18 protein-coding genes and 1 tRNA gene are annotated in these 25,391 nt (G+C 41.5%); all 19 read left to right on the forward strand.

Features of this window, described 5'->3' with window-relative positions:
- The first annotated feature begins 347 nt into the window (after positions 1–347).
- Positions 348–1,013, forward strand: coding sequence for a C39 family peptidase (locus T543_RS09845; RefSeq protein ID WP_035767933.1), 666 nt, complete (start codon positions 348–350; stop codon positions 1,011–1,013).
- A 62-nt stretch (positions 1,014–1,075) separates the two neighbouring features.
- Positions 1,076–1,528, forward strand: coding sequence for a GNAT family N-acetyltransferase (locus tag T543_RS09850; RefSeq protein ID WP_035767936.1), 453 nt, complete (start codon positions 1,076–1,078; stop codon positions 1,526–1,528).
- A gap of 17 nt (positions 1,529–1,545) precedes the next feature.
- Positions 1,546–2,445: a GNAT family N-acetyltransferase gene (locus tag T543_RS16470; protein WP_081830013.1), complete on the forward strand. Its 900-nt coding sequence runs from the start codon at positions 1,546–1,548 to the stop codon at positions 2,443–2,445.
- Positions 2,446–2,587: 142 nt separating this feature from the next.
- Positions 2,588–2,661 (forward strand) — tRNA-Met (locus T543_RS09860).
- Positions 2,662–3,172: 511 nt separating this feature from the next.
- Positions 3,173–4,621, forward strand: a complete 1,449-nt coding sequence (locus T543_RS09865; protein WP_035767938.1) for an MBOAT family O-acyltransferase — start codon at positions 3,173–3,175, stop codon at positions 4,619–4,621.
- Positions 4,622–4,735: 114 nt separating this feature from the next.
- Positions 4,736–5,878 (forward strand): alginate O-acetyltransferase AlgX-related protein, encoded by a 1,143-nt coding sequence (locus T543_RS09870; protein WP_035767940.1) that lies wholly within the window; start codon positions 4,736–4,738, stop codon positions 5,876–5,878.
- Position 5,879: 1 nt separating this feature from the next.
- Positions 5,880–6,740: a patatin-like phospholipase family protein gene (locus T543_RS09875; protein ID WP_035767941.1), complete on the forward strand. Its 861-nt coding sequence runs from the start codon at positions 5,880–5,882 to the stop codon at positions 6,738–6,740.
- 149 nt (positions 6,741–6,889) lie between these two features.
- Positions 6,890–11,902 carry a family 43 glycosylhydrolase gene (locus T543_RS15290; RefSeq protein WP_051638677.1) on the forward strand — a complete coding sequence of 1,671 codons (5,013 nt, stop codon included), beginning with the start codon at positions 6,890–6,892 and terminating at the stop codon, positions 11,900–11,902.
- A gap of 201 nt (positions 11,903–12,103) precedes the next feature.
- Positions 12,104–12,847 (forward strand): Stp1/IreP family PP2C-type Ser/Thr phosphatase, encoded by a 744-nt coding sequence (locus T543_RS09885; RefSeq protein ID WP_035767944.1) that lies wholly within the window; start codon positions 12,104–12,106, stop codon positions 12,845–12,847.
- Entirely contained in the window at positions 12,844–14,865 is a 2,022-nt protein-coding gene (gene pknB, locus T543_RS09890; RefSeq protein WP_035767947.1) for a Stk1 family PASTA domain-containing Ser/Thr kinase, read from the forward strand. The genes T543_RS09885 and pknB overlap by 4 nt, the downstream gene beginning before the upstream one ends.
- Positions 14,865–15,767 carry a ribosome small subunit-dependent GTPase A gene (gene rsgA, locus T543_RS09895; protein ID WP_035767949.1) on the forward strand — a complete coding sequence of 301 codons (903 nt, stop codon included), beginning with the start codon at positions 14,865–14,867 and terminating at the stop codon, positions 15,765–15,767. Before pknB ends, rsgA begins: the two co-directional genes overlap by 1 nt.
- A gap of 273 nt (positions 15,768–16,040) precedes the next feature.
- Positions 16,041–16,619, forward strand: coding sequence for a glycerol-3-phosphate responsive antiterminator (locus T543_RS09900; RefSeq protein ID WP_035768375.1), 579 nt, complete (start codon positions 16,041–16,043; stop codon positions 16,617–16,619).
- Positions 16,620–16,682: 63 nt separating this feature from the next.
- A complete protein-coding gene (gene glpK / locus T543_RS09905) occupies positions 16,683–18,185 on the forward strand; it encodes a glycerol kinase GlpK (RefSeq protein WP_035767952.1) in 1,503 nt (500 codons plus the stop codon).
- A 123-nt stretch (positions 18,186–18,308) separates the two neighbouring features.
- On the forward strand, positions 18,309–19,019 hold the full coding sequence (locus T543_RS09910) for an MIP/aquaporin family protein (protein WP_035767955.1): 711 nt from the start codon (positions 18,309–18,311) through the stop codon (positions 19,017–19,019).
- A gap of 143 nt (positions 19,020–19,162) precedes the next feature.
- On the forward strand, positions 19,163–20,614 hold the full coding sequence (locus T543_RS09915) for an NAD(P)/FAD-dependent oxidoreductase (protein WP_035767958.1): 1,452 nt from the start codon (positions 19,163–19,165) through the stop codon (positions 20,612–20,614).
- A complete protein-coding gene (locus tag T543_RS09920; RefSeq protein WP_035767960.1) occupies positions 20,611–21,885 on the forward strand; it encodes an NAD(P)/FAD-dependent oxidoreductase in 1,275 nt (424 codons plus the stop codon). The genes T543_RS09915 and T543_RS09920 overlap by 4 nt, the downstream gene beginning before the upstream one ends.
- Before the next feature lie 43 nt (positions 21,886–21,928).
- The gene (locus T543_RS09925) at positions 21,929–22,294 is read left to right on the forward strand and encodes a DUF1667 domain-containing protein (RefSeq protein WP_035767963.1); all 366 of its coding nucleotides are present in this window, start codon (positions 21,929–21,931) and stop codon (positions 22,292–22,294) included.
- Positions 22,295–22,501: 207 nt separating this feature from the next.
- Positions 22,502–22,939 (forward strand): metal-sensing transcriptional repressor, encoded by a 438-nt coding sequence (locus T543_RS16475; RefSeq protein ID WP_081830014.1) that lies wholly within the window; start codon positions 22,502–22,504, stop codon positions 22,937–22,939.
- A gap of 226 nt (positions 22,940–23,165) precedes the next feature.
- Positions 23,166–25,391 carry a glycoside hydrolase family 95 protein gene (locus tag T543_RS09935; protein WP_051638678.1) on the forward strand — a complete coding sequence of 742 codons (2,226 nt, stop codon included), beginning with the start codon at positions 23,166–23,168 and terminating at the stop codon, positions 25,389–25,391.

A 25,391-nucleotide genomic window follows, 5' to 3' on the forward strand; every position in this document is an offset into this window, starting at 1 on the left:
GATGACAGAACGAATTCTTCTTGTGAGAAGGACGAAAAGCCCCAAGTATATAGGAAAACGGACAGACTTGTTGCTTTTTCACTTTCTGCCCTGTGTCTCGGCATTGGCAAAAACCGGATGAACATTTATATATGTCCATCCGGTTTTTGCTTTTTGTATGTTGCATAAAAAGTAGGATGTACTTTAAACTGAAACAGGAATCTTTCTTTGTGGGTGCTCACGGAGTGACAAACTAAAGATTATTGTTTTCCTCAGAAAAACAGGAATCTTTACCATAATGAGAGATGTACGCTGAGCAGTCAGGAGGAATGGTTATATTCCGTTTTTCTAAATAAAAGGAGGCATTTTTGAAAAAAGTTATTCGTATTATTATCATATTAGTTGCATTGATTTTAGGAGTAGTGGCAGTACTTCTTATAAAGCTACAGATTCAAACAAGGCAGATTTTAACAGACTATTCAACAATATATGAAAATGAGAAATACAATACTCCGGTACATGTAGAAGGGGTAGAAGTAATAACCCAGGATGTTTCCTGTGGCTATGCATGTATCGAGATGTTTTCAGCATGGAATGGTGGGAGTCTGACAGAAGAAGATCTATACAATGAATATGGCAAGGTTGTTACTTCGACCGGAGATAAATTCAGCGAAGAAATGAATAAGCGCTTTCCTGAATATACCACAACAATCCATAAGTATATGAAAAATGCAGACCTGATAGATGCAGCCTATGCCAATCTGGCAAATGGAGTACCTGTACCATTCGAGTGGGCAGCAAAGTATGGTGATGTGTGGACTCTGCATTATTCCCTGCTTGTAGGAATGGATATTCCTAACAACAAGATAAGTGTAGCGAATCCTTATGGTTATGTTGAAGACATATCCGTAGATGAATTCTTACAGCGCACAAGTTTTGAAGCCTATGAGAACATGCCTTTTTATTTTAAATTGGCATTTGCTATAGGGATGTTTGAGAAAAACACAATTTTTACTGTGTCCCCAAAGTCTTGATATAACAGCTATGGGAACTACTCGGAGCAATACGCGAATTAAGAGGATGAGGATAGTGAGTGATGGTAAAAAAAGATGACATTCATATCACAGAAGAACGCATTACTGCTGAGGAATACATTGACTTTTTAAAGAGAACTGATTTGGGGTCGCAGTATCCGAAGGAGCGATTTGAAGACCGGATCAGGAAGCTGGTTAATAATGTTTCAATCAGTCTGATAGCCCGCAATGATGAAGGACTGGTAGTGGGGGCATTGTTTGGACTTACTGATTTCTGTTATTGGCTATACGTGACTGACTTGGGAGTGGACCGGAATTATGAGAGGCGAGGTATCGCTAGTAAGCTAATGAGGACTGCACATGAAATTGCAGGTGGCGAAAAAGATATTGCTGTATATTTGATTGCCAATGAAAATGCCATACCTTTCTATGAGAAACTTGGCATGAAGAAGTCAGATGATGTAATGCAGTACAACCATATAGAATGGACAGAGTGGACAGTGTCTGATTTCTAAAAAAGTAGGGGATAAAAATGAAACAGAAAGCAATTATTGAGACAGAGCGGATATTTTTGCGGGAAATGAATATGGATGATTTTGCTGCATTATATCAGGTGCTTTCTGATGCTGATATAATGCAGCATTATCCGTATGCTTTTGATGAGGAAAGGGTACGTGATTGGATAGAAAGAAACATAGCCCGCTATCGTGATAACGGATTTGGACTATGGGCTGTTTGCCTAAAAGATTCGGGTGAAATGATAGGTGACTGCGGGCTGACATTACAGAATATTGATGAAGAAATGCTTCCGGAGATAGGATATCACATACGTGCGAATTGTCAGCGAAAGGGCTATGCGAAAGAAGCTGCTAAAGCAGTCCTTGACTGGGCTTTTGAAAATACAGATTATCCGGCTTTTTACTCATATTGTAAATATACAAATACCCCATCAATCAAAACAGCGGAATCTATCGGTATGCATTTTGAAAAAGAATATCCGGATCCTGCGAATGAGATCACCCATGTTTCGGTTATTTATAGGGATGTAAAAGTTCTGGCTGCATGCGGAAATGATTGTGCATCCTGTCCCAGATATATTACGCATCCTTATGAAAAAACAGCTGAAGAACTGCACCATACAGCAGAGCTATGGCTTAAGATAGGATACCGTGACCATGTTGTTTCTAATGAAGAGATATCATGCACTGGCTGTAAACCGGAGAACTGGTGCAGATATCATGTTGTAAAATGCTGTGAGGAAAGAAAAATTAAGACTTGCGCAGAGTGCGAAGAATATCCTTGTTATAATATGAAGGAATGCTTTGAAGTTACAAAGTCTTTTGAGCCTATGTGCAAAAAAGTCTGCACCGATGAAGAATATAAGATGCTAAAGAGAGCCTTCTTTGAAAAAGAGAAGAATCTAAGCAGATAAGTAGTTTTTTTATATATAAAGAGATTTTACTTGAAAAGATTTTTTTAATTGAAAAAATAAAAAAAGTTGTTGACAAGAATATACTGCCGAGATATACTAGCTATTGTTCGGTCGGCACGAGAGACCGAGGAAAACTGTATATGGCGAGATAGCTCAGTTGGCTAGAGCACGCGGTTCATACCCGCGGTGTCGAGGGTTCGAATCCCCCTCTCGCTACTACAAAGACCAGGAACTAAGCATCCTGGTCTTTTTTGTTACCCAGACACCGCGGGTCCGCGGTGGAGAGGGCGCTGCTCGTCTGGGAGACGAGCGCTTAGCGCCGACCGAAGCGGAGCGTAGATCGAATCCCCCTCTCGCTACTAAATGGTAAATACGGGAAATGGCTTAAATAAGCCACTTCCCGTATTTTTTTGTTGTTTTTATTTGCCTTTATTGTTGAATACATTTGAATACACGTCCTCTAAAGCTCCAATTTTCTGCGTGTTGCTGGCAGTTGAGTAGTCGTAGTGGTCTGCATTCACTTGTACGCTGTGGCCGAGAACACCAGTAAAATAGCGGATTTTAATGATCATCAAGTAAAGAATTATAGAGTATTCTATAATCTTTTTTGATGAGCAGGCAGAAATAGTTTTTAAGGTAAGATAATAGATAAAAAAACATTGATTAATTCTATTGAAAAGTTTTTAATATATAAGATTAAACATTAAAGACTTAGAAGGATTTTAAGATGGTTTTCAGCTCTACTGCATTTTTATTTTTCTTTTTGCCGGTTACACTTCTTGTTTATTATCTGCTCAGAGGGATACCCGCAAAAAATGCCTGGCTCCTGGCAGTCAGTATTATATTTTTTGGATGGTCTCAGCCGCAGTATGTTTGGATAATTCTGGCAAGCATCATTATCAATTATCTGTCAGCGATTTTGGTGGACAGATTTCAGAAAGATAATGGTGATGCCAAAGCCATACATACTACGGCTTCCAAATTAGTACTTGCCATATCTGTATGTGCTAATCTGGGACTATTGTTTTATTTTAAATATTTCGATTTCGTGATCGAATCTGTAAATTCTATAACAGGATCAAAATTTGAACTTCAGAACATAGTTCTTCCCATTGGAATATCCTTTTTTACATTCCAGGGGATGAGCTATGTTATTGATGTGTTTAGAAGGGACGTGGAAGTTCAAAAGAATCCTTTCAAAACTGCTCTCTATATAGTTCTGTTCCCGCAGCTTATAGCAGGCCCTATTGTTAGATACAGAGATATAGAAATAGAAGTATCTGACAGAAGTGTTTCAATTCCTGATATTTCTTCAGGCATTACCAGATTTATCATAGGTCTTGGAAAAAAGGCGATAATAGCTAATACGATGGCTGAAATAGCTGATGGAATATGGACTGCAGGAATTTCAAATAATACCGTGGCAATAGCCTGGCTTGGCAGTATTGCATATTCGCTGCAGATTTTCTATGACTTTTCAGGATACAGTGATATGGCCATTGGAATAGGCAAAATGCTGGGATTTCATTTTTGCGAGAACTTCGACAGACCCTATATTTCCAAGGATATTACTGAATTTTGGAGAAGGTGGCATATGTCACTTTCAACGTGGTTTAGAGATTATGTGTACATTCCGCTTGGAGGAAACAGAAAGCATCTGTACAGGAACCTTTTGACCATATTCCTTCTTACGGGCTTGTGGCATGGCGCTGCGTGGCATTATGTTTTTTGGGGATTGTGGAACGGTGTATTTATCGTTATCGAGAGACTTTTAAGAAGTAAAAATAAAAACAAGAACAAGGAAAAAAATCCGGTTCAGACAATCTTGTCTCACATTTATGCACTGCTTGTCATTAATTTTGGATGGGTATTGTTCAGAGCTGACACCATTACGGATGGCATAGGATATATGAAGACCATGCTTGGAATGGGACTTTCACAGACTCCCGGATTTACAATTTTCTGGTATATAAACAGATGGGTTATCTTCATAATGATAGTTGCTGTCCTTGATATAACCGGAATCTTTAAAAAGTTAACGGGTAAGATCAGTATGACCCTTCCAAAAACCGGTTATACGATAATAAAATACGGTTTTGTATTCGTCGTATTTATTCTTGCTATAATGAGAGTTTTATCAGGTACATATAATCCGTTTATTTACTTCCAGTTCTAGGTGCGAGCTGAGAAAATCAGCCGCGCAGCGGATGATTTTCCTCAGCGAGCACGGGGCGCCGTGCTTTTCGAGAGAACATTTTTAACAGAAATTTTCATAGAGGTTTTAGTTTGTATGAAGAAGAATCTTATTAATAAAATATATATTGGTATATTTTTTGCCATACTTGTTGTGCCGCTACTTGCGATAAACAGGGACAGCGAAGCTATTTCAGAGCAGGAAAACAGACCGCTTTCCGCACTACCGCAGCTTTTTAAAAATGGCAGTATAAATAAGAATATCACCACAGACATCGAGAATTATCTAAACGACAGGATTGGCTTTAGAGATGCACTCATATCAGCCAATGCTCTTATGCAGTATCACATTTTTGACAGGATGGAGAACGGTAAGAGATACAGACTTGGACCTGACGGAGAGTTTCATATAATTGAAAACAGTATGCTGGAGGATTATCAGCATCTTAATCTGTTTAGCGATGAGAAGCTTACAAAGCACGTTGATAGTTTTGAGACAGTCAAAGATTATCTTGAAAAAAGAAACTGCGAGTTTTACTACATGCAGTGCTGGGATAAACAGTCGATCTATCCTGAGTATTTCCCAAGAAGCGTCAATCAGTATGGTGATATTTCAAGGACTGATCAGCTTCTTGAGGCACTTGGCAGCCGCACGGACATAGACGTTATACCGTTAAAACAGACTCTGATAGATGGCAAAGATGATTATGAAGTGTACAGCAAATACGGTGATCCGGTGCACTGGACTCAGAGAGGCGCATTTCTTTCATACAATGATGTGATGGATACGCTGAACAAAAAGCATGATTTCAAGGTACTTGGCGAAGATGATTTCGACATCACGATAACCGATCAGGGAATGAGTTTTTATGGCGGTGTAAGAAGAAGCAATTTCTCTGAGGACTTCAAGCTTAAAAATGCGAATGCAGTTTTGGATGAAAATTATAAAAATGAGCATGAAGTATTCGGCGATACCAAGATTTATCATTTTACGAATGACGCTGCCGGCAACGACACCAGAGTCATGATAGTCGGAAACAGCTTTATAGTGAATTATCTGAAAGAAGACTTTGCTGAATCCTTCGGAGATATGCTCATGGTTTGGAATGATATAGGAGAGGATTTTCCTTCATGGGTTGAAGAGTATGATCCCGACATAGTTATATTTGAAATGGTTGAAAGATATGCTTCTTATGGAAAACTGGATAAAGCTGCTAAAAAAATAAAGGAGACTTTGTAAGGTGAGAACAGGACTTGTAATGGAAGGCGGTGCGCTGAGAGGTATGTTTACATGCGGCGCTATCGATGTCTTTATGGAAAATGGAATAAATTTTGATGGTGCAGTAGGAGTTTCTGCAGGTGCTACATTTGGCTGCAATCTGAAATCCAGACAGATAGGGAGAGCCTTTAGATACAACAAAAAATATGGCGCGGATAAAAGATATAAAGGCTTATCATCGCTTATTAAAACAGGAAACATCTTCAATGTTGATTTTTGCTACAATGAGCTGCCTTTTAAGCTTGATCTGTGGGATGACAAGACATTTAAGGATAATCCCATGGAGTTCTATGTGGTTGCAACAGACCTTGAAACAGGAAAGCCGGTATATCATAAATGCCGCGACGGACTTGGTGAAGATATCACCTGGATGCAGGCATCAGCCTCAATGCCTCTGGTATCACATGCCGTTATGATTGACGGGAAAAGATACCTTGATGGCGGAACAAGTGATTCAATCCCTGTAAAGTTCATGGAAGATAAGGGATTTGACCATATCCTTGTAATAGAGACTCAGCCCAGGGATTATGTGAAAAAGAAGCAGGGATATATGCCTTTATTTAAGATGAGATACAATAAATATCCCGAGTACTTAAAGGCTGTTGAAAGCAGATATCTTATGTACAACGAGGAAAAAGAGTATATCAGAAAAAAGGAAGACCTGGGAGAATTACTTGTTATACGGCCAATGGAGCCATTAAACATAAGCCCTATGGAAAAGGATCCTGCTGAAATTGAAAGGGTATACAATCTCGGACGCAGGGCAGCAGAGAAGCTCCTTTTACAAAACACATGGCTGAACGGCGAAGCTGTCAAAGAGTGAAAATATACAAAAACGGATTATAAATTTCGTTAGTTAATTCCTCCAAAAATCCATTGAATTCAAAAAGTCGGATTGGTAAAATTTACTTAGATTTTTACTAAATTTACTTGCGATTTTGTCACAAGGGCACAATGGAGGAGGAATAACGTATGGTGAAGAAAAATGGCAGATTGCTGGCTATTGTTCTGTCTGCTGCTATGGCAATGTGCAGTACGACTACAGATTCAATGACAGCTTATGCCGAGGGGCTTTCCGCAGATGAAGGGACATCTGTGGCGGCCGAAGAGACAACTACCACTGATGGTATTGGGGAAGAATCAGATGAGGGTAGTGAAGTAAAGTCCGAAGTAGCAGAGGATGCTGCCAAGGAAGATGCGGCAGAAACGGAAGGAGAGTCCGATAAGGACGAGTCAGATCCTGTATTGGAGGAAGATGCAAGCAATGCTGATCAGACTACAAACTCTGATGGCAATGAAGCTGATAAAGAAGATGCCACAGCTGATCCTTCCAAAGAGACATCTTCTGATGACGGAGAAACTGCTGATGGTACAGAAGCTGCAGATAATGGGGAATCTGCAGAGCTTGGCGAACCACTTATGGAAGATGCGGAATCGGATGATGAGGCGGGAAAGGCTGCCCTTAATGAAGACGGCGATGAAAATGGCGAAGACGATGTCATAGCCTATTTTTCGTTTAATGATAAGGAAAGCGGTCTTTCAGGAAACGGAGCGGTCGCAACCCCCAAGAGAAATGCCACTTTCATAGAGGAATCACCTCTTGGAGATGGGGCAATCCACCTTGAACGCGGTGACTGGTTTGATGTTAAGGATGAAAATGGGAAAAATATTCTTTCGGGGCTTAGTGAAATAACGATCAACTATTTTAGTAAGTGTTTGGACAGTGATACATCCTGGACGTTTTTTGCAGCTCCTGATAATAGCGGTCAGGTCTACAGAAATGAAAAATATCTGGGTATCGGAGATATGATAAAAGGCAGCGTAAATGTTGAGCGCTATTACAGCACTGACCTGGATAGACCTGCTTCGGTATATGCTCCGGCTTCTTATGAATGGAAAATGGTCACTTTTACGGCAGATGCTGATGGAATGACATTGTACATTGACGGTGAAAAAAAGAGCACACAAGCAAGCCAGGCTGCACTTGAGAATATATTCGGAGGCGACAACGGCATACTCCAGATAGGAAAAGCAAACTGGGTAAGCGGTGAGTATGCTAATGTTTATTTGGATGATATGACTATTTACAACAAGGCATTAACAGGCGAGGAAGTCAGCGCTTTGTATGATGAAAAATCTCCGGAAACCGTAGAAGATGATGTGATCGAAAAAGACCTTGGAATTAGGGTCACAGATGTTGATGCAAATTATGAAAGTGATTTGGAAGTGAACATCGGACAGGATTACTCTCTTATAGAGAATACCGGTGCAAAGCTTAGCTTTAACAATGGTAAGACAAAAGAAGATGCTGTAATAGTATGGTATGACGAAAATGGAGAAAGAGTCCTTAACACTAAGGAACTTTCTGCGGGAACACATAACCTGACAGGTAAGCTTTCATATTTTGGAAGCCCTGTAATAGATGAAAAGGCAGATCCTTATGTGATCTACAATAGTGAAGACGAATACTATTATTTTACATCTTCATGGCCTGCATACGGCAGCGTAAATGAAGGCTACAACAGGATCGCATTAAGAAGAAGCAAAACTCTTGCAGGACTGTCCGAGGCAGAAGATGTTGCTATCTGGACAGCTAATAGTAGCGGAGAATTAAGCGCTCATATATGGGCACCTGAACTTCACAAGATAGGTGATAACTGGTACATATACTTTGCAGGCTGCGGAGCAGGTGGTATATGGGATATCAGACCTTATGTGCTCAGATGCACAGATTCAAGTGATCTGTTGAACCATAATAAATGGGAGCTTATGGGACGTTTTGTTAATAAGGATGGCGGATACACGGGTGCTTTTGATGCCTTTTCTCTTGATATGACATATTTTGAAAATGGCGATAAAAGCTATGTGATATGGGCATATAAGACGGATGCATCTGTCCTTAAGATCGCAGAAGTAAGTAAAGAGGAACCCTGGAAACTCTCTTCTGATCCCGTAACTATCTCAAAGCCTGATTATTATTGGGAAATGAACGGCAATCAGAAAATAAATGAGGGACCTGCTGTTCTTAAAAAAGATGGAAAAATATATGTGGCTTTTTCGGGATCGACAACAGGACCCGAGTACTGCATGGGAATCCTTACTGCTGATGAAGATGCAGATCTGATGGATCCTTCAAGCTGGACTAAGAGGAAAACTGCTGCACTTTCAACTGAAGACCTTGTTGGGCAGTACGGACCCGGTCATAATAGCTTTACAGTTGATAAAGATGGCAATATCATCATCGTTTATCATGCAAGAGATGAGGAGTGTTATAACAACGAATGCGAATGGGCAAATTGCGATCCACTCTATGACCCTTGCAGAAATGCCAATATGGCAATCCTAAGATTTGACGAAAACAATAATCCTGTTTTCACAAGTACGGAAAAAGTTGAAATGCAGGATTTAAGTGAAAGTGATACTACATTTAGCATGACAGTAAAAGTTGGTAACGTAATGGATGAATTAAATGCAGATGCGGATGAAATAGTTATTCCCTCTGCAGACGATATCAGAGGGAACATAACTCTTCCTGATAGCGGCATAAACGGCTCAGTAATAACATGGAAGTCATCAAACCCGGATGTCATCACAGATACAGATGATGGCAATTTCAAAAAGGGTGTTGTTACAAGAGGAAGCGCAGATGAAAATGTAGTGCTTACAGCTACTTTAGAGCTTGGCGGACAAAAGATTGAGAAGTCTTTTGATGTCACAGTAAAAGCAAAGGCAGATGATAAAGAGTTTACACATTATCTCTTTGCATATTTTACAGGTGAAGGAACTTCAAACGGCGAGCAGATTTATTTTGCTGACAGTAATGATGGACTTAAATGGAGTGCACTTAACAAGGGCAATCCGGTAATAGAATCTACCCTTGGAGAGAAAGGACTCAGAGATCCGTTCATAATAAGAAGTCCTGAGAACGATAAGTTCTACCTTATAGCTACAGACCTTAAGATAAACGGAAACGGAGACTGGGGCAAGGCTCAGAGAGCAGGCAGCAAGTCTATCATGGTTTGGGAGTCTACAGATCTTGTGAACTGGGGCGAGCAGAGAATGGTAAAAGTTGCCGATGAAGCTTCAGGTTGCACATGGGCACCGGAAGCATTTTACAATGATCAGACAGGCGAATACATCGTATTCTGGGCTTCAATGATAAACGGTGTTCATAAGATATGGTATGCAACAACAAGAGACTTTTACTCATTCTCTAAGCCGCAGATATGGATCTCACTTAAGAACATAAACGGTGATGATATCAGCATAATCGATACATCGGTATTTGCAGTAAATAATGCTGATGGCACAAAGACTTATTACAGATTTTCCAAGGATGAGGCAGGCAGCAACGCAACAGTTGCAGAGGGCGATCCTGCATCCGGTAAATTTGAGATACTGGAGACTGCAACTTCACTTCTTGGTGAGTGGACAAGAATTCCTTCTTCGTACCTTAGCAGCACCACAGGTGTTGAAGGCGGCACAATGTTTAAGTTTAACGGAGAGGATAAATATTGCCTGCTTCTTGATTCGTTCGGGGCAGGTGGATATTTCCCCAGCGTTACAACAGATGTTGCAAGCGGTGAGTTTACCAAACTGGAAAAAGGCGAATATAGCTTCCCTTCAACTATGAGACATGGTACTGTAATAGGTATCACTGATGAGGAATACAAAGCTCTTGAAGATAAGTGGCATGTAAAGATGACACTTCCAGAAATTGAGTACGACACAACACTTCCTCAGGCTGCGATTGCGCACTTTACATTTGACGATGAGGAAAAAGGCTTTGCAGGAAACGGAGCAGTTGCAACTCCTCATAACGGATATGACTTTGTAGATAGAGATGGCGGAAAAGCTGTTTCGATCACAGCAGGTTCAAAACAGTACTTTAGCATAGCAAAAGAAGACGGCTCATCAATCCTTACAGGACTTGATGAAATGACCATCAATTTCTTCAGCAACACAAATGTAGCTAAAGTAACACAGTGGTTATTCTATGCAGCAGAAAATGAAAATGCTCCAAGCTACAACAATGAGAAATATCTCGGAATAATCGATCCGCTTTCAAATGACACATTGTTCCATGTGGAGAGATATAACAACAAGGGCTCAAGACTTCCAAACAATGTTGTGAATGTTTCGGAATTGAGCAATGCGTGGAAGATGATAACTGTTGTTTTATACAAGGACAAGACAGCGGTTTATGTAAACGGAGAGCTTGAGAGCGTTGTAGAAAGTAGCGTAACACTTTCCGATATATTCGGAGAAAACGGCATTGCTCAGATTGGAAAAGCAAACTGGGGAGGCGGTGAGTATACAACTGCCAAGATAGACGAGTTCAGCATTTTTGATCGCGCTATAAACGATAGCGAAGTAATGGCTCTTTACGAAGGCAAAGTAAACTTTGATGAAAAGCCGGAGGTTAATCCCGGAGGCAGTGAAGGAGAAGATCCCGGAAACACAGGAGATAACCCCGGATCCGGCGAAGGAAATGATTCCGGAAACACAGAAGACAATAATGAAAGCGGAGAATCCCAGGAATCCGGAAAAGCCGATACTGTAAATGTTCCTGATGAAAAAACACCCGAGGCAGCAGGAGTACAGAACCAGTCACAGGAAGCTGTTAAAGATGAAATACCTGTTGTAACTGGTACCCTTAAAAAGATAAAGAAGGGCAAGAACAAGGGCAGTTATCGTATCGCACTTGAAAACGGAGGATACGCAAAAGGACTTGTTAAGTTTGGAGGAAAGACCTATTACTTTAACAAGAACGGAATCGCCAAAAAGGGATTCAAAAAAGTAAACGGCAAGAAGATATATACCAATGCCAAAGGAAAGGTTGCTACAGGATTTAAGTTTATTAACGGTTCCATGTACCATTTTGATAAGGACGGAACCATGACTACCGGCAAGATCAAGGTAGGCAAGCTTGTTTATAAATTCGGCAAAAACGGAAAGCTAAAGAAAATCTCTGTTGCAAAGTAATATAAGATGAATCAGGTAACCGGAAGAGATCTGTTATGGTCACTTCCGGTTATTTCTTTCTTTTTACGGCTTTTCGTAATAATTGTAATAATCAGCATATTGTGGTATATTTTTTAATTGGCATAGGTTCGTTTCATGTGGTGCTTTATGCCAAAAAAATGTATGAAATGGAATGAATAATTTCATTTATCGGAGGCACCTTTGCTTAAGACATTTTCAATAACTGATGTAGGTCAGAAAAGAAAACTAAATCAGGACTACGTATTCTCCTCCGAGAGACGCATAGGTAATCTGTCAAACGTATTCATCGTTGCTGACGGAATGGGTGGTCACAATGCCGGAGATTATGCATCCAAATATACCGTTAATACAATGGTAGAGGAGATAGAGAGGTCGCTGGAGCAAAATCCTGTACGCATACTTGAGAATGCTATAAAACGCGCTAACCAGAAGCTTCGTGCTAAGGCAGCGGAGGATGAGCATTTGTACGGTATGGGAACTACAGTAGTAGCTGCAACTGTTATGGGGCGTTATCTGCAGGTAGCTAATGTAGGTGACAGCAGGTTATATGTGATAGGTGATGGGATCAGACAGGTTACAAGAGATCATTCACTTGTGCAGGAGATGGTCCGCGCAGGAGGTCTTGATCCGGAAGAGGCAAGAACTCATAGCGAGAAAAACATCATCACAAGAGCCATAGGTGCGGACGACACAGTAGATGTGGATTTCTTTAATGTTGAGCTCGAGAAGGGGGATATCGTGCTCATGTGTTCTGACGGGCTTACCAATATGCTCGAGGACGAAGAGATCCGAATGATCGTAAGTGGTCAGAGAGATATTATAGAGAAGGCACAAAAGTTGGTGGACATGGCAAACCAGCATGGCGGAAAGGACAACATTGCCGTTATCCTGATAGAACCATTTGCTGACGGAGGTGCTGAATGATTAAGATTGGAATGATGATCGGAGACCGTTATGAGATTCTCGAGAAAATCGGAACCGGCGGTATGTCTGATGTATATAGAGCAAAAGACCATAAATTAAACAGACCGGTTGCTGTCAAGGTGCTTAAACAGGAGTTTTCCGAAAACGATAATTTTGTTTCCAAGTTCCGTGTTGAAGCTCAGGCGGCAGCAGGACTTATGCATCCCAATATAGTAAACGTATATGATGTTGGCGATGAAAACGGAATTCACTATATAGTTATGGAGCTTGTAGACGGAATTACTCTTAAGCGCTATATAGAGAAAAAATCAAGGCTTACGGTAAAAGAAGCGGTAAGCATCGCAATACAGGTTGCAATGGGACTTGAAGCAGCTCACAACAACCATATTATTCACAGGGATATCAAACCTCAGAATATAATTATTTCAAAAGAAGGTAAGGTTAAGGTCACAGACTTTGGTATTGCCAAAGCTGCAACCAGTAACACGATAACTTCAAATGTTATGGGATCTGTTCACTATACATCGCCTGAGCAGGCAAGAGGCGGGTATTCAGATGCCAAGAGCGATATTTACTCACTTGGTATCACACTGTTTGAAATGCTTACAGGAAGACTGCCTTTTAATGGCGATACGACAGTTGCTATTGCAATAAAGCATATTCAGGAGGAACTGCCATCACCGTCAGAGTTTAGCGATGAGATACCGATAAGTGTTGAAAAGATTGTAATGAAGTGCTGTCAGAAGAGTCCTGACAGAAGATATCAGAATGCTGATGAACTCATTACTGACTTAAAGAGGTCACTCATTACACCTGATGAGGATTTTGTTGATCTTGTGGACCCCGATGAGGAAAGTGCTACAAGAATAGCAACAGAGGAAGATCAGAGAAGCATTCACGGAATGTCTGATACTGAGCAGATGCGTCTTAATGAAGAGGCATTAAGAGAGCATGAAAGACAGAAGAAAAGAGAAGCTGATGAACAGAGGAGACGCCGCGGTTCATCAGATAAATACAATGATGAAGATGATTTTGATGAGGACTCCGAAATATACGGCTCAAGAATAGAGAGAATGACAATGGCTTTGGCCATAGTAGGTGCTGCACTTATAGGACTTCTTATAATCTTTATTGTAGGAAGAGCTATGGGAGCATTTGGAGGTAATGACTCTGATACTTTGAATACGGAGCAGATAACCGAGAATGGAGAAACTGTTGACGGGATTGAGATTCCAAATGTAGAGGGAACTTCGTATGCCGAAGCGGTGTCTGTTCTTGAAGCAAAGGGATTTAAAGTTGAAAAGGTTGAGGATTCCTCAAGCGAGCTTTCCAAGAATACAGTTGTTTCACAGAGCCCCAAGGGTGGAGAGCATGCTGCTAATGGTTCCACAGTAACTGTAACAGTCAGCACAGGAGGTTCATCTGAGAGTGCATCTTCATCTGAGAGCAGTACAGCTACAGACGCAGCTTCCAATGCTTCTTCGGAAGCTACTACAACAGACAGTAACAAAGTTGCTGTACCTAATCTTGTAGGTCTTGGAGTTGAAGAAGCCGTAATGGCTCTTGCAGAAGCAGGACTTACCCAGGGCAAGATCGTTGATGTAAACAATGATACCTATGCAGTTGATACCATTACTGCTCAGAGCCAGCCGGTAGGAACTATGGTTGACAAGGGTACTACGATCAATATGGAAAAATCAATAGGCCCTGCAAGCGCAGCTACATATAGCTTTTCAGGCGATATAGCAGCTCCCACGGAGGGACAGAACTATACAGACGGAACTACGGTTCATGTATCATTCGTTACAGCTGACGGAGTATCACTCTTAGATACAACAGTGAATTCGTTCCCTATAGCAGGAGTTGTTCGAACAGGACTTACATCTGCTACGGGTGTTATAACATTTACTTACACGGCAACCAGCCCCGCGACTACTGACGCAGAGGGCAACGTTATTGAAGGCTCTACTCAGGAATATACCGTAACCAGAGCCGTTACTTTCACACAGGAGAATTGATGCAGGGCAAAATTGTTAAAGGAATTGCAGGATTTTATTATGTAAACGTAGGTGGTGACAAGGTTTACGAATGTAAAGCCAAGGGCATATTCCGCAAAGACAATGTAAAGCCGCTTGTAGGTGATGATGTAGAAATAGAAGTAATTGATGATGGAGATTTTACCGGCAATATCACTCAGATATTGCCGCGTAAAAATCAGCTAATAAGACCGCCGGTCGCTAATGTCGACCAGGCGGTTGTTCTGTTTGCGATAGTAAAACCTGATCCGAATTACAACGTTCTTGATAAGTTTCTTATTCAGATGAGAAAAAACAATCTTCCCGTTGTTATCTGTTTTAACAAGCAGGATATCGCTTCACCTCAGGAACAGCAAGAGCTTATGGACGCCTATGAAAAATGCGGATATGAGGTTATTTTTATTAGTGTTCATGAGGGCAATGGAATAGACAGACTATGTGAAAAGCTGAGGGGAAAGACTTCTGTTGTGGCAGGACCGAGTGGTGTAGGGAAGTCATCTCTTTTAAACAGGCTGCATCCTGACGCAGAGATGGAGACGGGTGAACTTAGCAAAAAAATCCACAGAGGAAAGAACACAACAAGGCATTCTGAGCTCTTTTATATATCTTCACTTTCATCGGAGGATGAAAAGACCTTTATATTTGACACTCCGGGATTTACTTCTCTTACACTTAAGGATGTGACGATTGATGATCTTCCGACATTTTATCCGGAATTTGAACCCTTTGAGCCATCCTGCAGATTTGGCGGCTGCAGTCATATAGCAGAACCTGATTGCGGAGTGAAGAATGCTCTTTCCGAGGGAAAGATATCAAAGGTCAGATATGACAATTACAAGATTATTTATAATGAATTAAAGAATGCCAGACCGGCATGGAAATAAGATTGGTAAAAAAGCACAAACAAAATGTGCTTTTTTTATTGCATATGATAAAACTGCACATAAAAAATAAAAAAAGAATAAACTTTCTATTGAAATTTATACAAGTTAGCTGTATCATAACATTACAAGTTAATAAGTGCCGTTGAGATGAGAGAATGTGGCTTATACAAAATTTCAGGGCGTATCCTGATTGTTAGACATGTTCTTTTTTTGCGCCCTTTTTGAGGGAAACGGGATAGTTTTAAGAAATTGAAATGATTGGATAAGCTGCATATGCACAGAGAATTTATAGAAAAAATAGAAGACAACCCGATTATAGCTGCAATTAAGGATGATAAGGGATTAGAGCAGGCTATAAGGACTGAAGTAGAAATAATTTTCATACTCTACGGTGACATTTGTTCAATTGGGCAAATTGTACAAAAGATAAAGGATGCCGGCAAGATAGCCATGGTACATGTAGACCTTATAACAGGTCTTAATAACAGTAAGGATGTAAGCCTGGATTTTATCAAGAATAATACAAGAGCAGACGGAATAATCACAACAAAAGGTAATCTTATTCAACACGCAAAGGATCTGGGACTTTACACAGTACTTAGATATTTCGTCATTGATTCTATGGCTCTTGTAAATATAGAGAAGCAGGCAGCCCACGGTGTCTGTCAGCCGGATGTGATAGAGATACTTCCGGGAATCGTAGTATCCAAGATAATAAAAAAGGTAAACGGGATAAGCAGAGTTCCCGTGATCGCAGGAGGACTTATTTCTGATAAAGAAGATGTTATGAACGCACTCTCAGGTGGTGCGATGGCAGTATCCACCACGAACAAAGATGTGTGGGAACTGTAAAAAAGTGCCTAAAGCCCTCGTGGCTGTAAATAAATACTAAAAAGACATAAGGAGGAATGAAAAATGGCAAAGTATGTAATGGCTCTGGATGCAGGAACAACAAGCAACAGATGTATTCTTTTTAACGAGAAGGGCGAAATGTGCTCTGTTGCACAAAAAGAGTTTACACAGTTTTTCCCGCAACCGGGCTGGGTTGAGCATGATGCCAATGAAATCTGGCAGACACAGCTTTCAGTTGCACGTGAAGCTATGCAGAAGGTTGGGGCAACTGCAGATGATATAGCTTCTATCGGCATCACTAACCAGCGTGAAACCGTTATCGTTTGGGACAGAACAACAGGTCAGCCTGTATATCATGCAATTGTATGGCAGTGCCGCCGTACTGCAGACTATGCAGAGCAAATGAAGGGCAAAATCCCCGGAATCGTTGAAAAATTCCAGCAGAAGACAGGTCTTAAATTTGACCCTTATTTCTCCGGAACAAAGATTCGCTGGATTCTTGAGAACGTAGAGGGAGTAAGAGAAAGAGCAGAAAAAGGTGAGTTGTGCTTTGGTACTGTTGATTCATGGCTTATCTATAAGCTTACAAAGGGCAAGGTTCATGTAACAGATTATTCCAATGCCTCAAGAACTCTTCTTTTCAACATCAACACTCTTGAATGGGATGATGAGCTCTGCCAGATACTTGAAGTGCCAAAGAGTATGCTTCCTGAGGTTAAGCCTTCAAGCTGCATCTATGGTGAATCAGATCCTGAGTTCTTCGGCGGACCTATCCGTATTGCAGGCGCTGCAGGTGATCAGCAGGCAGCTTTGTTTGGACAGACATGCTTCAAGGAAGGCGAAGCAAAGAATACTTATGGTACAGGTTCATTCATCCTTATGAACACAGGCGATAAGCCGATATTCTCCAAGAATGACCTCCTTACCACTATTGCATGGGGACTTGACGGTAAGGTTACATATGCTCTTGAAGGTTCAGTATTCGTTGCAGGTGCAGCAATCCAGTGGCTCAGAGATGAGCTCAAGATCGTGGATTCCTCACCGGATTCAGAGTATTTTGCTACAAGAGTTAAGGATACAAACGGATGCTATGTAGTACCTGCATTTACAGGTCTTGGCGCACCTTACTGGGATCCTTATGCACGCGGAGCTATTACAGGACTTACCCGTGGTGTTAATAAGTATCACATTATCAGAGCTACACTTGAGTCACTTGCTTATCAGAGTTATGATGTGCTTCATTGCATGGAGCTTGACTCAGGCAAGCACCTTACAGCTCTTAAGGTTGACGGCGGCGCATCAATGAACAACTTCCTGATGCAGTTTCAGTCAGATATTATCGACACCAACGTTCTTCGTCCTTCATGCGTTGAGACAACAGCTATGGGTGCTGCTTACCTGGCAGGTCTTGCAGTTGGCTATTGGTCAAGCAAGGAAGACGTAATCAAGAACTGGGCTGTAGACAGAGAGTTTGAGCCCAAGATGGCTGACGCAGACCGTTCTAAGGCACTTAAGGGATGGTCAAGAGCCGTAGCATCCACAAGAGGATGGGCTAAGGAAGGTTGAAAAATTAAATAAAAGAATATAATGAGCAACATTTGTTTTTCTTAGGAGAAACGGGAATATAGTGAAAAAAAGTTAACGGGCCCGCGATAGGGCGCGGGCCTATCTACCAAAGGGGGTAAATATATGTCTGCTTATATAGCTGAGTTTATAGGTACTTTGTTACTTGTTCTTTTAGGAGATGGTGTTTGCTGTAATGTTAGTTTGAATAAGTCTGGTATGAAGGGCGGCGGAACCGTTCACATCCTTATCGGATGGGGTATGGCAGTTATGGTTCCTGCATTTACATTCGGCGCAATGTCAGGTGCACACTTCAATCCGGCGGTTACTATCGGCGTTGCTTTAAGAGGCGGCATGGCATGGGGAATGGTTCCCGGATACATAATCGCTCAGATGCTCGGTGGTTTCTGCGGCGCAGCGATCCTTATTGTTCTCTACGGAGATCATATAGCAGCAACTGCTGAAGATGACGTTGTTCGCGGATGCTTCTGCACAGCACCTTCAATACCTAACACAGTTTTGAACTTCCTTTCAGAATTTGTTGCAACATTTGTTCTTGTATTTACACTTGCAGCTATTCCCGGAAATGCCGGTGATTCTGCAGTAAGCTGGGTTCTTGTATACGGTGTTATCGTTGCATGCGGTGCATCTTTTGGTGGCCTTACCGGATACGCTATGAACGCAGCAAGAGATTCAGCTCCTCGTTTAGCTTATCAGCTTCTTGCACCCAATAAGGGACACAAGAATGCAAACTGGGCATACGGCTGGATCCCGCTTGTAGCACCTATTTGCGGAGCAATTGTAGCTTCACTTCTTTACAATGCTCTTCCTTTTTAAATAAAAATATGTGCTATAATTGAATTAACTAAATTATGGATACACTGAGGGATGGAGTCGGTATGAACGTATGATGAGATACGTCTTGTTGCCGACTCCATTTTTCAATATGAGGCTTTAAAAGTTCACAGAGGAGAAAAATTATGTATGATGTCATAGTCATAGGCGCAGGGGTGACAGGGTGCGCTGTAGCAAGAGAATTGTCACGTTATAAAGCAAATGTATGTGTTCTGGAAAAATGTGAAGATGTCTGTGAAGGCACTTCAAAAGCTAATTCCGCTATAGTACATGCGGGCTTTGATGCTGCCCAAGGGTCCCTTATGGCCAAACTCAATGTTCGCGGAAATGAAATGATGGATAAACTGTGCGAAGACCTGGATATTCCTTTTAAGAGAAACGGTTCCATGGTCGTATGCATACACAAAGAGGCACTTGAAGGCCTTAAAGACCTTTACGACAGAGGCGTGGCTAACGGAGTAAAGGATATGAAGATCCTTAGCAGAGAGGAAGCGCTTGAGATGGAGCCCAATCTCTCTGACAATGTTCAGGGTGCTCTTTATGCACCAACAGGCGGAATCATTTGTCCGTTCAAATTAACCATTGCCATGGCTGAAAATGCCAATATGAATGGCGTGGAATTCAGATTTAATACCAAAGTTGAAGATATTACAAAAAATGATGACGGTACATGGAAAATCCGTACCAATAACGGCGAATATTTAACACGCTACATTGTTAATGCAGCAGGTGTTTATGCAGATAAAATACATAATATGGTAAGTGAGAAAAAAGCCCATATTATAGAGAGAAGAGGTGATTACTGCCTTCTTGATAAGGAAGCAGGAACTCATGTAACGCACACTATTTTCCCGCAGCCTACAAAGCTTGGAAAAGGTGTACTTGTATCGCCTACAGTTCACGGCAATCTGATAGTGGGACCTACAGCTGTTGACATCGAGGATAAGGAAGGAACCAATACAACGGCTGAAGGAATAGCTGATCTTCAGGCTAAAGCTAACGACCATGTAAAGAACCTGCCTCTTAGAAAAGTTATTACTTCTTTTGCAGGACTGAGAGCTCATCTTGAGCAGCATGATTTTGTAATTGAGGAAGTTGCTGATGCACCTTGCTTCATTGATTGTCTTGGAATAGAATCTCCCGGATTGTCATCAAGTCCTGCTATAGGAGAGATGGTCGGCAATATGCTCAAAGAAAAAATGAACCTTGAAAATAAGGATAACTGGATCAGCAAGAGAAAGGATATATTAGATCCTTCCAAGCTTTCCATAGAAGAGAGAAACGAACTTATAAAGAAGAATCCTGCATACGGAAATATCATTTGCAGATGTGAATCAATCTCAGAAGGTGAAATCCTTGATGCAATTCACAGACCGCTTGGTGCAAGATCTCTTGATGGTGTAAAGAGAAGAACGAGAGCAGGCATGGGACGCTGCCAGGCAGGATTTTGCTCACCTCGTACCATGGAAATCCTGAACAGAGAACTAGGTCTTTCATACGAAGAAATAACAAAGAGCGGAGGACGTTCCAATATTGTTTTGGAGCGCACCAAGAACCAGAAAGGAGAGCAGGCATGATTTCATATGATATTGTAATTGTCGGTGGAGGTCCTGCAGGACTCGCTGCCGCTATTTCAGCAAGAAAGGCCGGAGTAGATAAGATTTTGATCCTGGAAAGAGATAAGGAGCTTGGCGGAATACTAAACCAGTGCATTCACAATGGATTCGGACTCCACACTTTTAAGGAAGAGCTTACAGGACCTGAATATGCACAGAGATTTATAACACAGGTGCTTGATGAAAAAATAGAATATAAGCTTCACACAATGGTTATGGATATATCCTCTGACAGAATTGTTACAGCTATGAGCCGGGAGGATGGAATGTATCAGATAAAGGCTGGCGCTGTTATCCTTGCCATGGGATGCAGAGAACGTCCGAGAGGAGCTCTCAATATTCCCGGATACAGACCCGCAGGTATCTTTTCAGCAGGTACAGCTCAGAGACTTGTAAACATGGAAGGATATATGCCCGGCAGAGAAGTGGTGATCCTGGGTTCAGGTGATATCGGTCTTATCATGGCAAGACGTATGACACTTGAGGGAGCAAAGGTTAAGGTTGTTGCAGAGCTTATGCCTTACTCCGGAGGCCTTAAGAGAAATATAGTTCAGTGTCTTGATGACTTTGGAATACCGCTTAAGCTTTCTCATACCGTAGTTGATATTGAGGGAAAAGAACATCTAAGCGCAGTCACGATTGCCGAGGTTGATAAGAATATGAAGCCCATACCGGGAACAGAAGAGCGGTATACATGCGATACACTTCTTCTTTCATGCGGACTTATCCCTGAAAACGAGCTGTCAAGGAATGCGGGGGTTGAGATGAGCCCTGTTACCAGCGGACCGGTTGTAAATGAAAGCCTTGAGACCAATATTCCCGGAGTTTTTGCCTGTGGAAATGTACTGCATGTGCATGACCTTGTCGACTATGTTTCAGAAGAAGCAACAAGAGCAGGCGCAAACGCAGCTAAGTTTGTAAAAGGCGAGATGGCAGAAAACAGTGATAAGGTAATAGACATAGTAGCGACCGATGGCGCAAGATACACAGTTCCTTCTACGATCAATGTGGAGAGGATGGATGACCTTCTTACAGTAAGATTCAGAGTGGGCGCCGTTTACAAGAACTCTTATGTAAGCGTTTACTTTGATGACGAGAGAGTAATGCACAACAAAAAACGTATCATGGCACCTGGTGAGATGGAACAGGTTATTCTTCAGAAGGAAAAGCTTAAAGAAAAGAGCGGCCTTAAAAAGATCACTATCAGGATCGAAGCTGAAGATGCCAACTAAAGTAAGAGTGTTTCATTAAATGTAGAAAGAGTAGGAGTAAGTCATGGAGAAGAGAGAACTTACATGTATTGGCTGTCCTATGGGCTGCCAGATCACAGTCGAAATGGAAAATGGTGAGGTTTTGTCCGTGAATGGCAATACCTGCGCTATTGGCGATAAGTATGCAAGAAATGAGGTTACACATCCGGAGAGAACGGTTACCAGTACCGCGGTGATAATTGGCGGTGATAAGCCTCGTGTATCTGTTAAAACAAAGTCAAATATTCCAAAGGATAAGATATTTGACTGCATGAAAGAAATAGACAGGGCATGCGTAAAAGCACCTGTTCACATCGGAGATGTTGTTGTTAAAAATGTTGCAGGAACAGGCGTTGACGTTGTCGCAACAAGAGAAGTACCTGCTGTATAAGTAAGGAGTAATAAGGATAAGTAAGGATAAGCAGAGGGATTTACGGGGCAGTCTATGACTGCCCCGATCCTTTGTTGCATCGTGGCGCCTTAAGTTCGTTGATAACATAAAAATAAGATGATAAAATTGATGCTCAAGAGGAAATACTGTGAATTCTTGTGGGCAAAAGTTGGCCACTGATTTTACTAATGAGAAAAGGCGAAAGAAATGGATCAGAACAGAAAAACAGATGAATCATTCGAATATGAAGAGCATGAACATAGTCATGAACACGATCATGAGCATAGCTATAACCATAGCCATGACCATTATCACGAACACGACCATCTTCATGATCATGAGCATACTCACGAACATGACCATGAACATAGTCACGGACATGTGCATAGCCACAAGCATACAAAAGCTGTTTTGAATCGCCTTTCCAGATCAATAGGTCATCTTGAATCTGTTAAGAAGATGGTTGAGGATGGCAGGGACTGTTCTGAAGTTCTGGTTCAGCTTGCTGCAGTTAAGGGATCGCTTGATTCTCTTAGCAGAATAATTCTAAAAGACCATATTGAGCACTGCATTGTTGATGCCATTGAAGAGGGTGATCAAAAGGCCCTTGAGGAACTCAACAAGGCTATTGATAAGATGATCTAAGGTTTGTTATCACTATTGCAAAACTTTCCGCATACCGGGAGGCCATGCACCCGCATCAAGGCGCAAATATAAGAAGGTATTCTCGAATTCGCTCGAAGATACCTTCATTTTTTATGACAATTTTTGATGCAATAAAAGAGCAACAATTGATGAGTATTTAGCGGCTGTAGTTGGTATTCTACAAATCAGAAAAGAGTAAAAAACTGATAGATCAGGGGATGAGCTAATGGATGACAGAATGAGATTATGGTATGAAAAACCTGCAACAAAGTGGGAGGAAGCACTTCCTGTAGGAAACGGAAGGCTTGGAGCCATGATTTGCGGTGGAACAAAAACGGAGACGATATACCTTAATGCAGACAGTATATGGAGCGGCAGATCGGTAAACAGAATAAATAAAGATGCCTTAAAATATCTGGGACAGATAAGAAAGCTGATAAGAGAAGGGAAAATTCCCGAGGCAGAAAAGCTCTCTTTAATGGCGCTTTCAGGAACTCCGAATTCTGAGAGGTCATATCAGACAGCAGGAGAGCTGAATATATATTTTGAATCAGATGAGAAAACTTCTGATTATAAGCGAGAACTTGATCTTGATGAGGGAGTTGCAAGTGTATGTTATGCTTCAGGAAACAGGCGAATAAGACGTGATTTTGTAGCTTCCTACGATAGTGCTGTCATGGCATATCATATGAAAGCAGATGCAGGAACAATGTCATTTACGTGTAGGCTTTCAAGACCAAATAACAGAATTGATGAAATCGTCGCCGGTGAAAATGAGATTGGATTTAACGTGTCATCTACTACGGGGATTCCCTTTTTTGTAAGGGTAGCAGCAGAAGTATCGGATGGAAAAGTATGCACAATAGGTGAGCATCTGATAGTGGAAAACTCGTCAGAGGTCACACTTTTTATAGATATCAGTTCCGCTTTTTATGACGAAGATTATATTGCTGCAGGCAAAGAAAGGATCGAAAGAGCACGTAGCCTTGGCTGGGATAATATATTAAAAAAACATATGGAAGAGTTTGATCAAAAGTTTGGCAAGCTTAAGCTTTCTCTTGGAGATAAAAAAGCTTTGGAAAAGCGCAATATTCCAACAGATATCAGGCTATCCGATCTGAAAAAGGGAAAGAAGGATCCGGATCTTTTTGCATTGTATTTTCAGTATGGAAGATATCTTCTGTTTTCATCAAGCAGGGGAAAATGTCTGCCTGCAAATCTTCAGGGAATATGGAATAACTCTCTTACTCCGCCCTGGGACAGCAAGTATACTATAAATATAAATGCGGAAATGAATTACTGGATCGCTGAGAGCGGCAATCTTTCAGAATGCCATATGCCGTTTTTTACCTTCCTTAAAAGGGTGTGTGAAAATGGCAAAAAAACTGCTAAAGAGATGTATGGCTGCAGGGGTTCAGTTGCACATCACAACTCAGATATCTATGCTGATACAGCGCCTCAGGACCACTATATTCCTGCAAGCTTCTGGGTAATGGGCGAAGCCTGGATGGCAACGCATATCTGGGAGCATTATCTCTACACAGGCGACAAGGATTTCCTTTCGGATAATTTCGAAGTACTGGATGAATGTCTTAGCTTTTTTGAAGATTTCCTTATAGAAAATGATGAGGGCTTACTTGTGACATCGCCTTCCGTATCACCTGAAAATGTCTATATTATGAAGAATGGAACCAGAGGGTGCCTATGCGAAGGTGCGACAATGGATATAGAGATTTTGACGGAACTTTTAAATGGCTATATAGGGGCATGTGAAGTCCTTGGCAAGGATGATAAGGAAATTGAACGCGCTAAGAAAATTCTTAAAAGGCTTCCCGAAATACGCATTGGAAAACACGGTCAGATAAAGGAGTGGATGGAGGACTATGATGAGCAGGAACCCGGGCATAGACATATTTCACATCTATACGGAGTGTACCCGGGAAGTAGCATAAACTATGAAAAAACACCGAGGCTTATGGAGGCGGCAAGAGTTACTCTTGAGAGAAGACTTGCAAACGGAGGCGGTCATACAGGATGGTCAAGAGCGTGGATAATCGGGCTTTGGGCGCATTTCCTTGAGGGGAAAAAGGTTTACGAGAATTTAAAAGCGCTGCTTTGTAAGAGCACCTTCGATAACCTGATGGACAATCATCCATACGGACCGGGATTTGTTTTTCAGATAGACGGTAATTTCGGGGCAGCAGCAGCTATGCTTGAAATGATAGCGCAGTGCAGAGATGGTTATGTGAGGCTTCTACCTGCACTTCCAAGGGAGTTTTCAGAAGGAATGGTATCGGGAGTTAAGCTTCGCGGGGGACTGATCCTTACAATGGAATGGAAAAATATGGAAGTTGTGAGATATAGTATAAGCCGAAGTGATAACTCATTGCATGGAGAAAATGATAAGATTACAGTATTAGTAAATGGCAAGGAGGAGGAAATATCGCTTTAG

The organism is Butyrivibrio sp. NC2002 (genome assembly GCF_000702265.1).
In the GTDB taxonomy this organism is placed as follows: Bacteria; Bacillota; Clostridia; order Lachnospirales; family Lachnospiraceae; genus Butyrivibrio.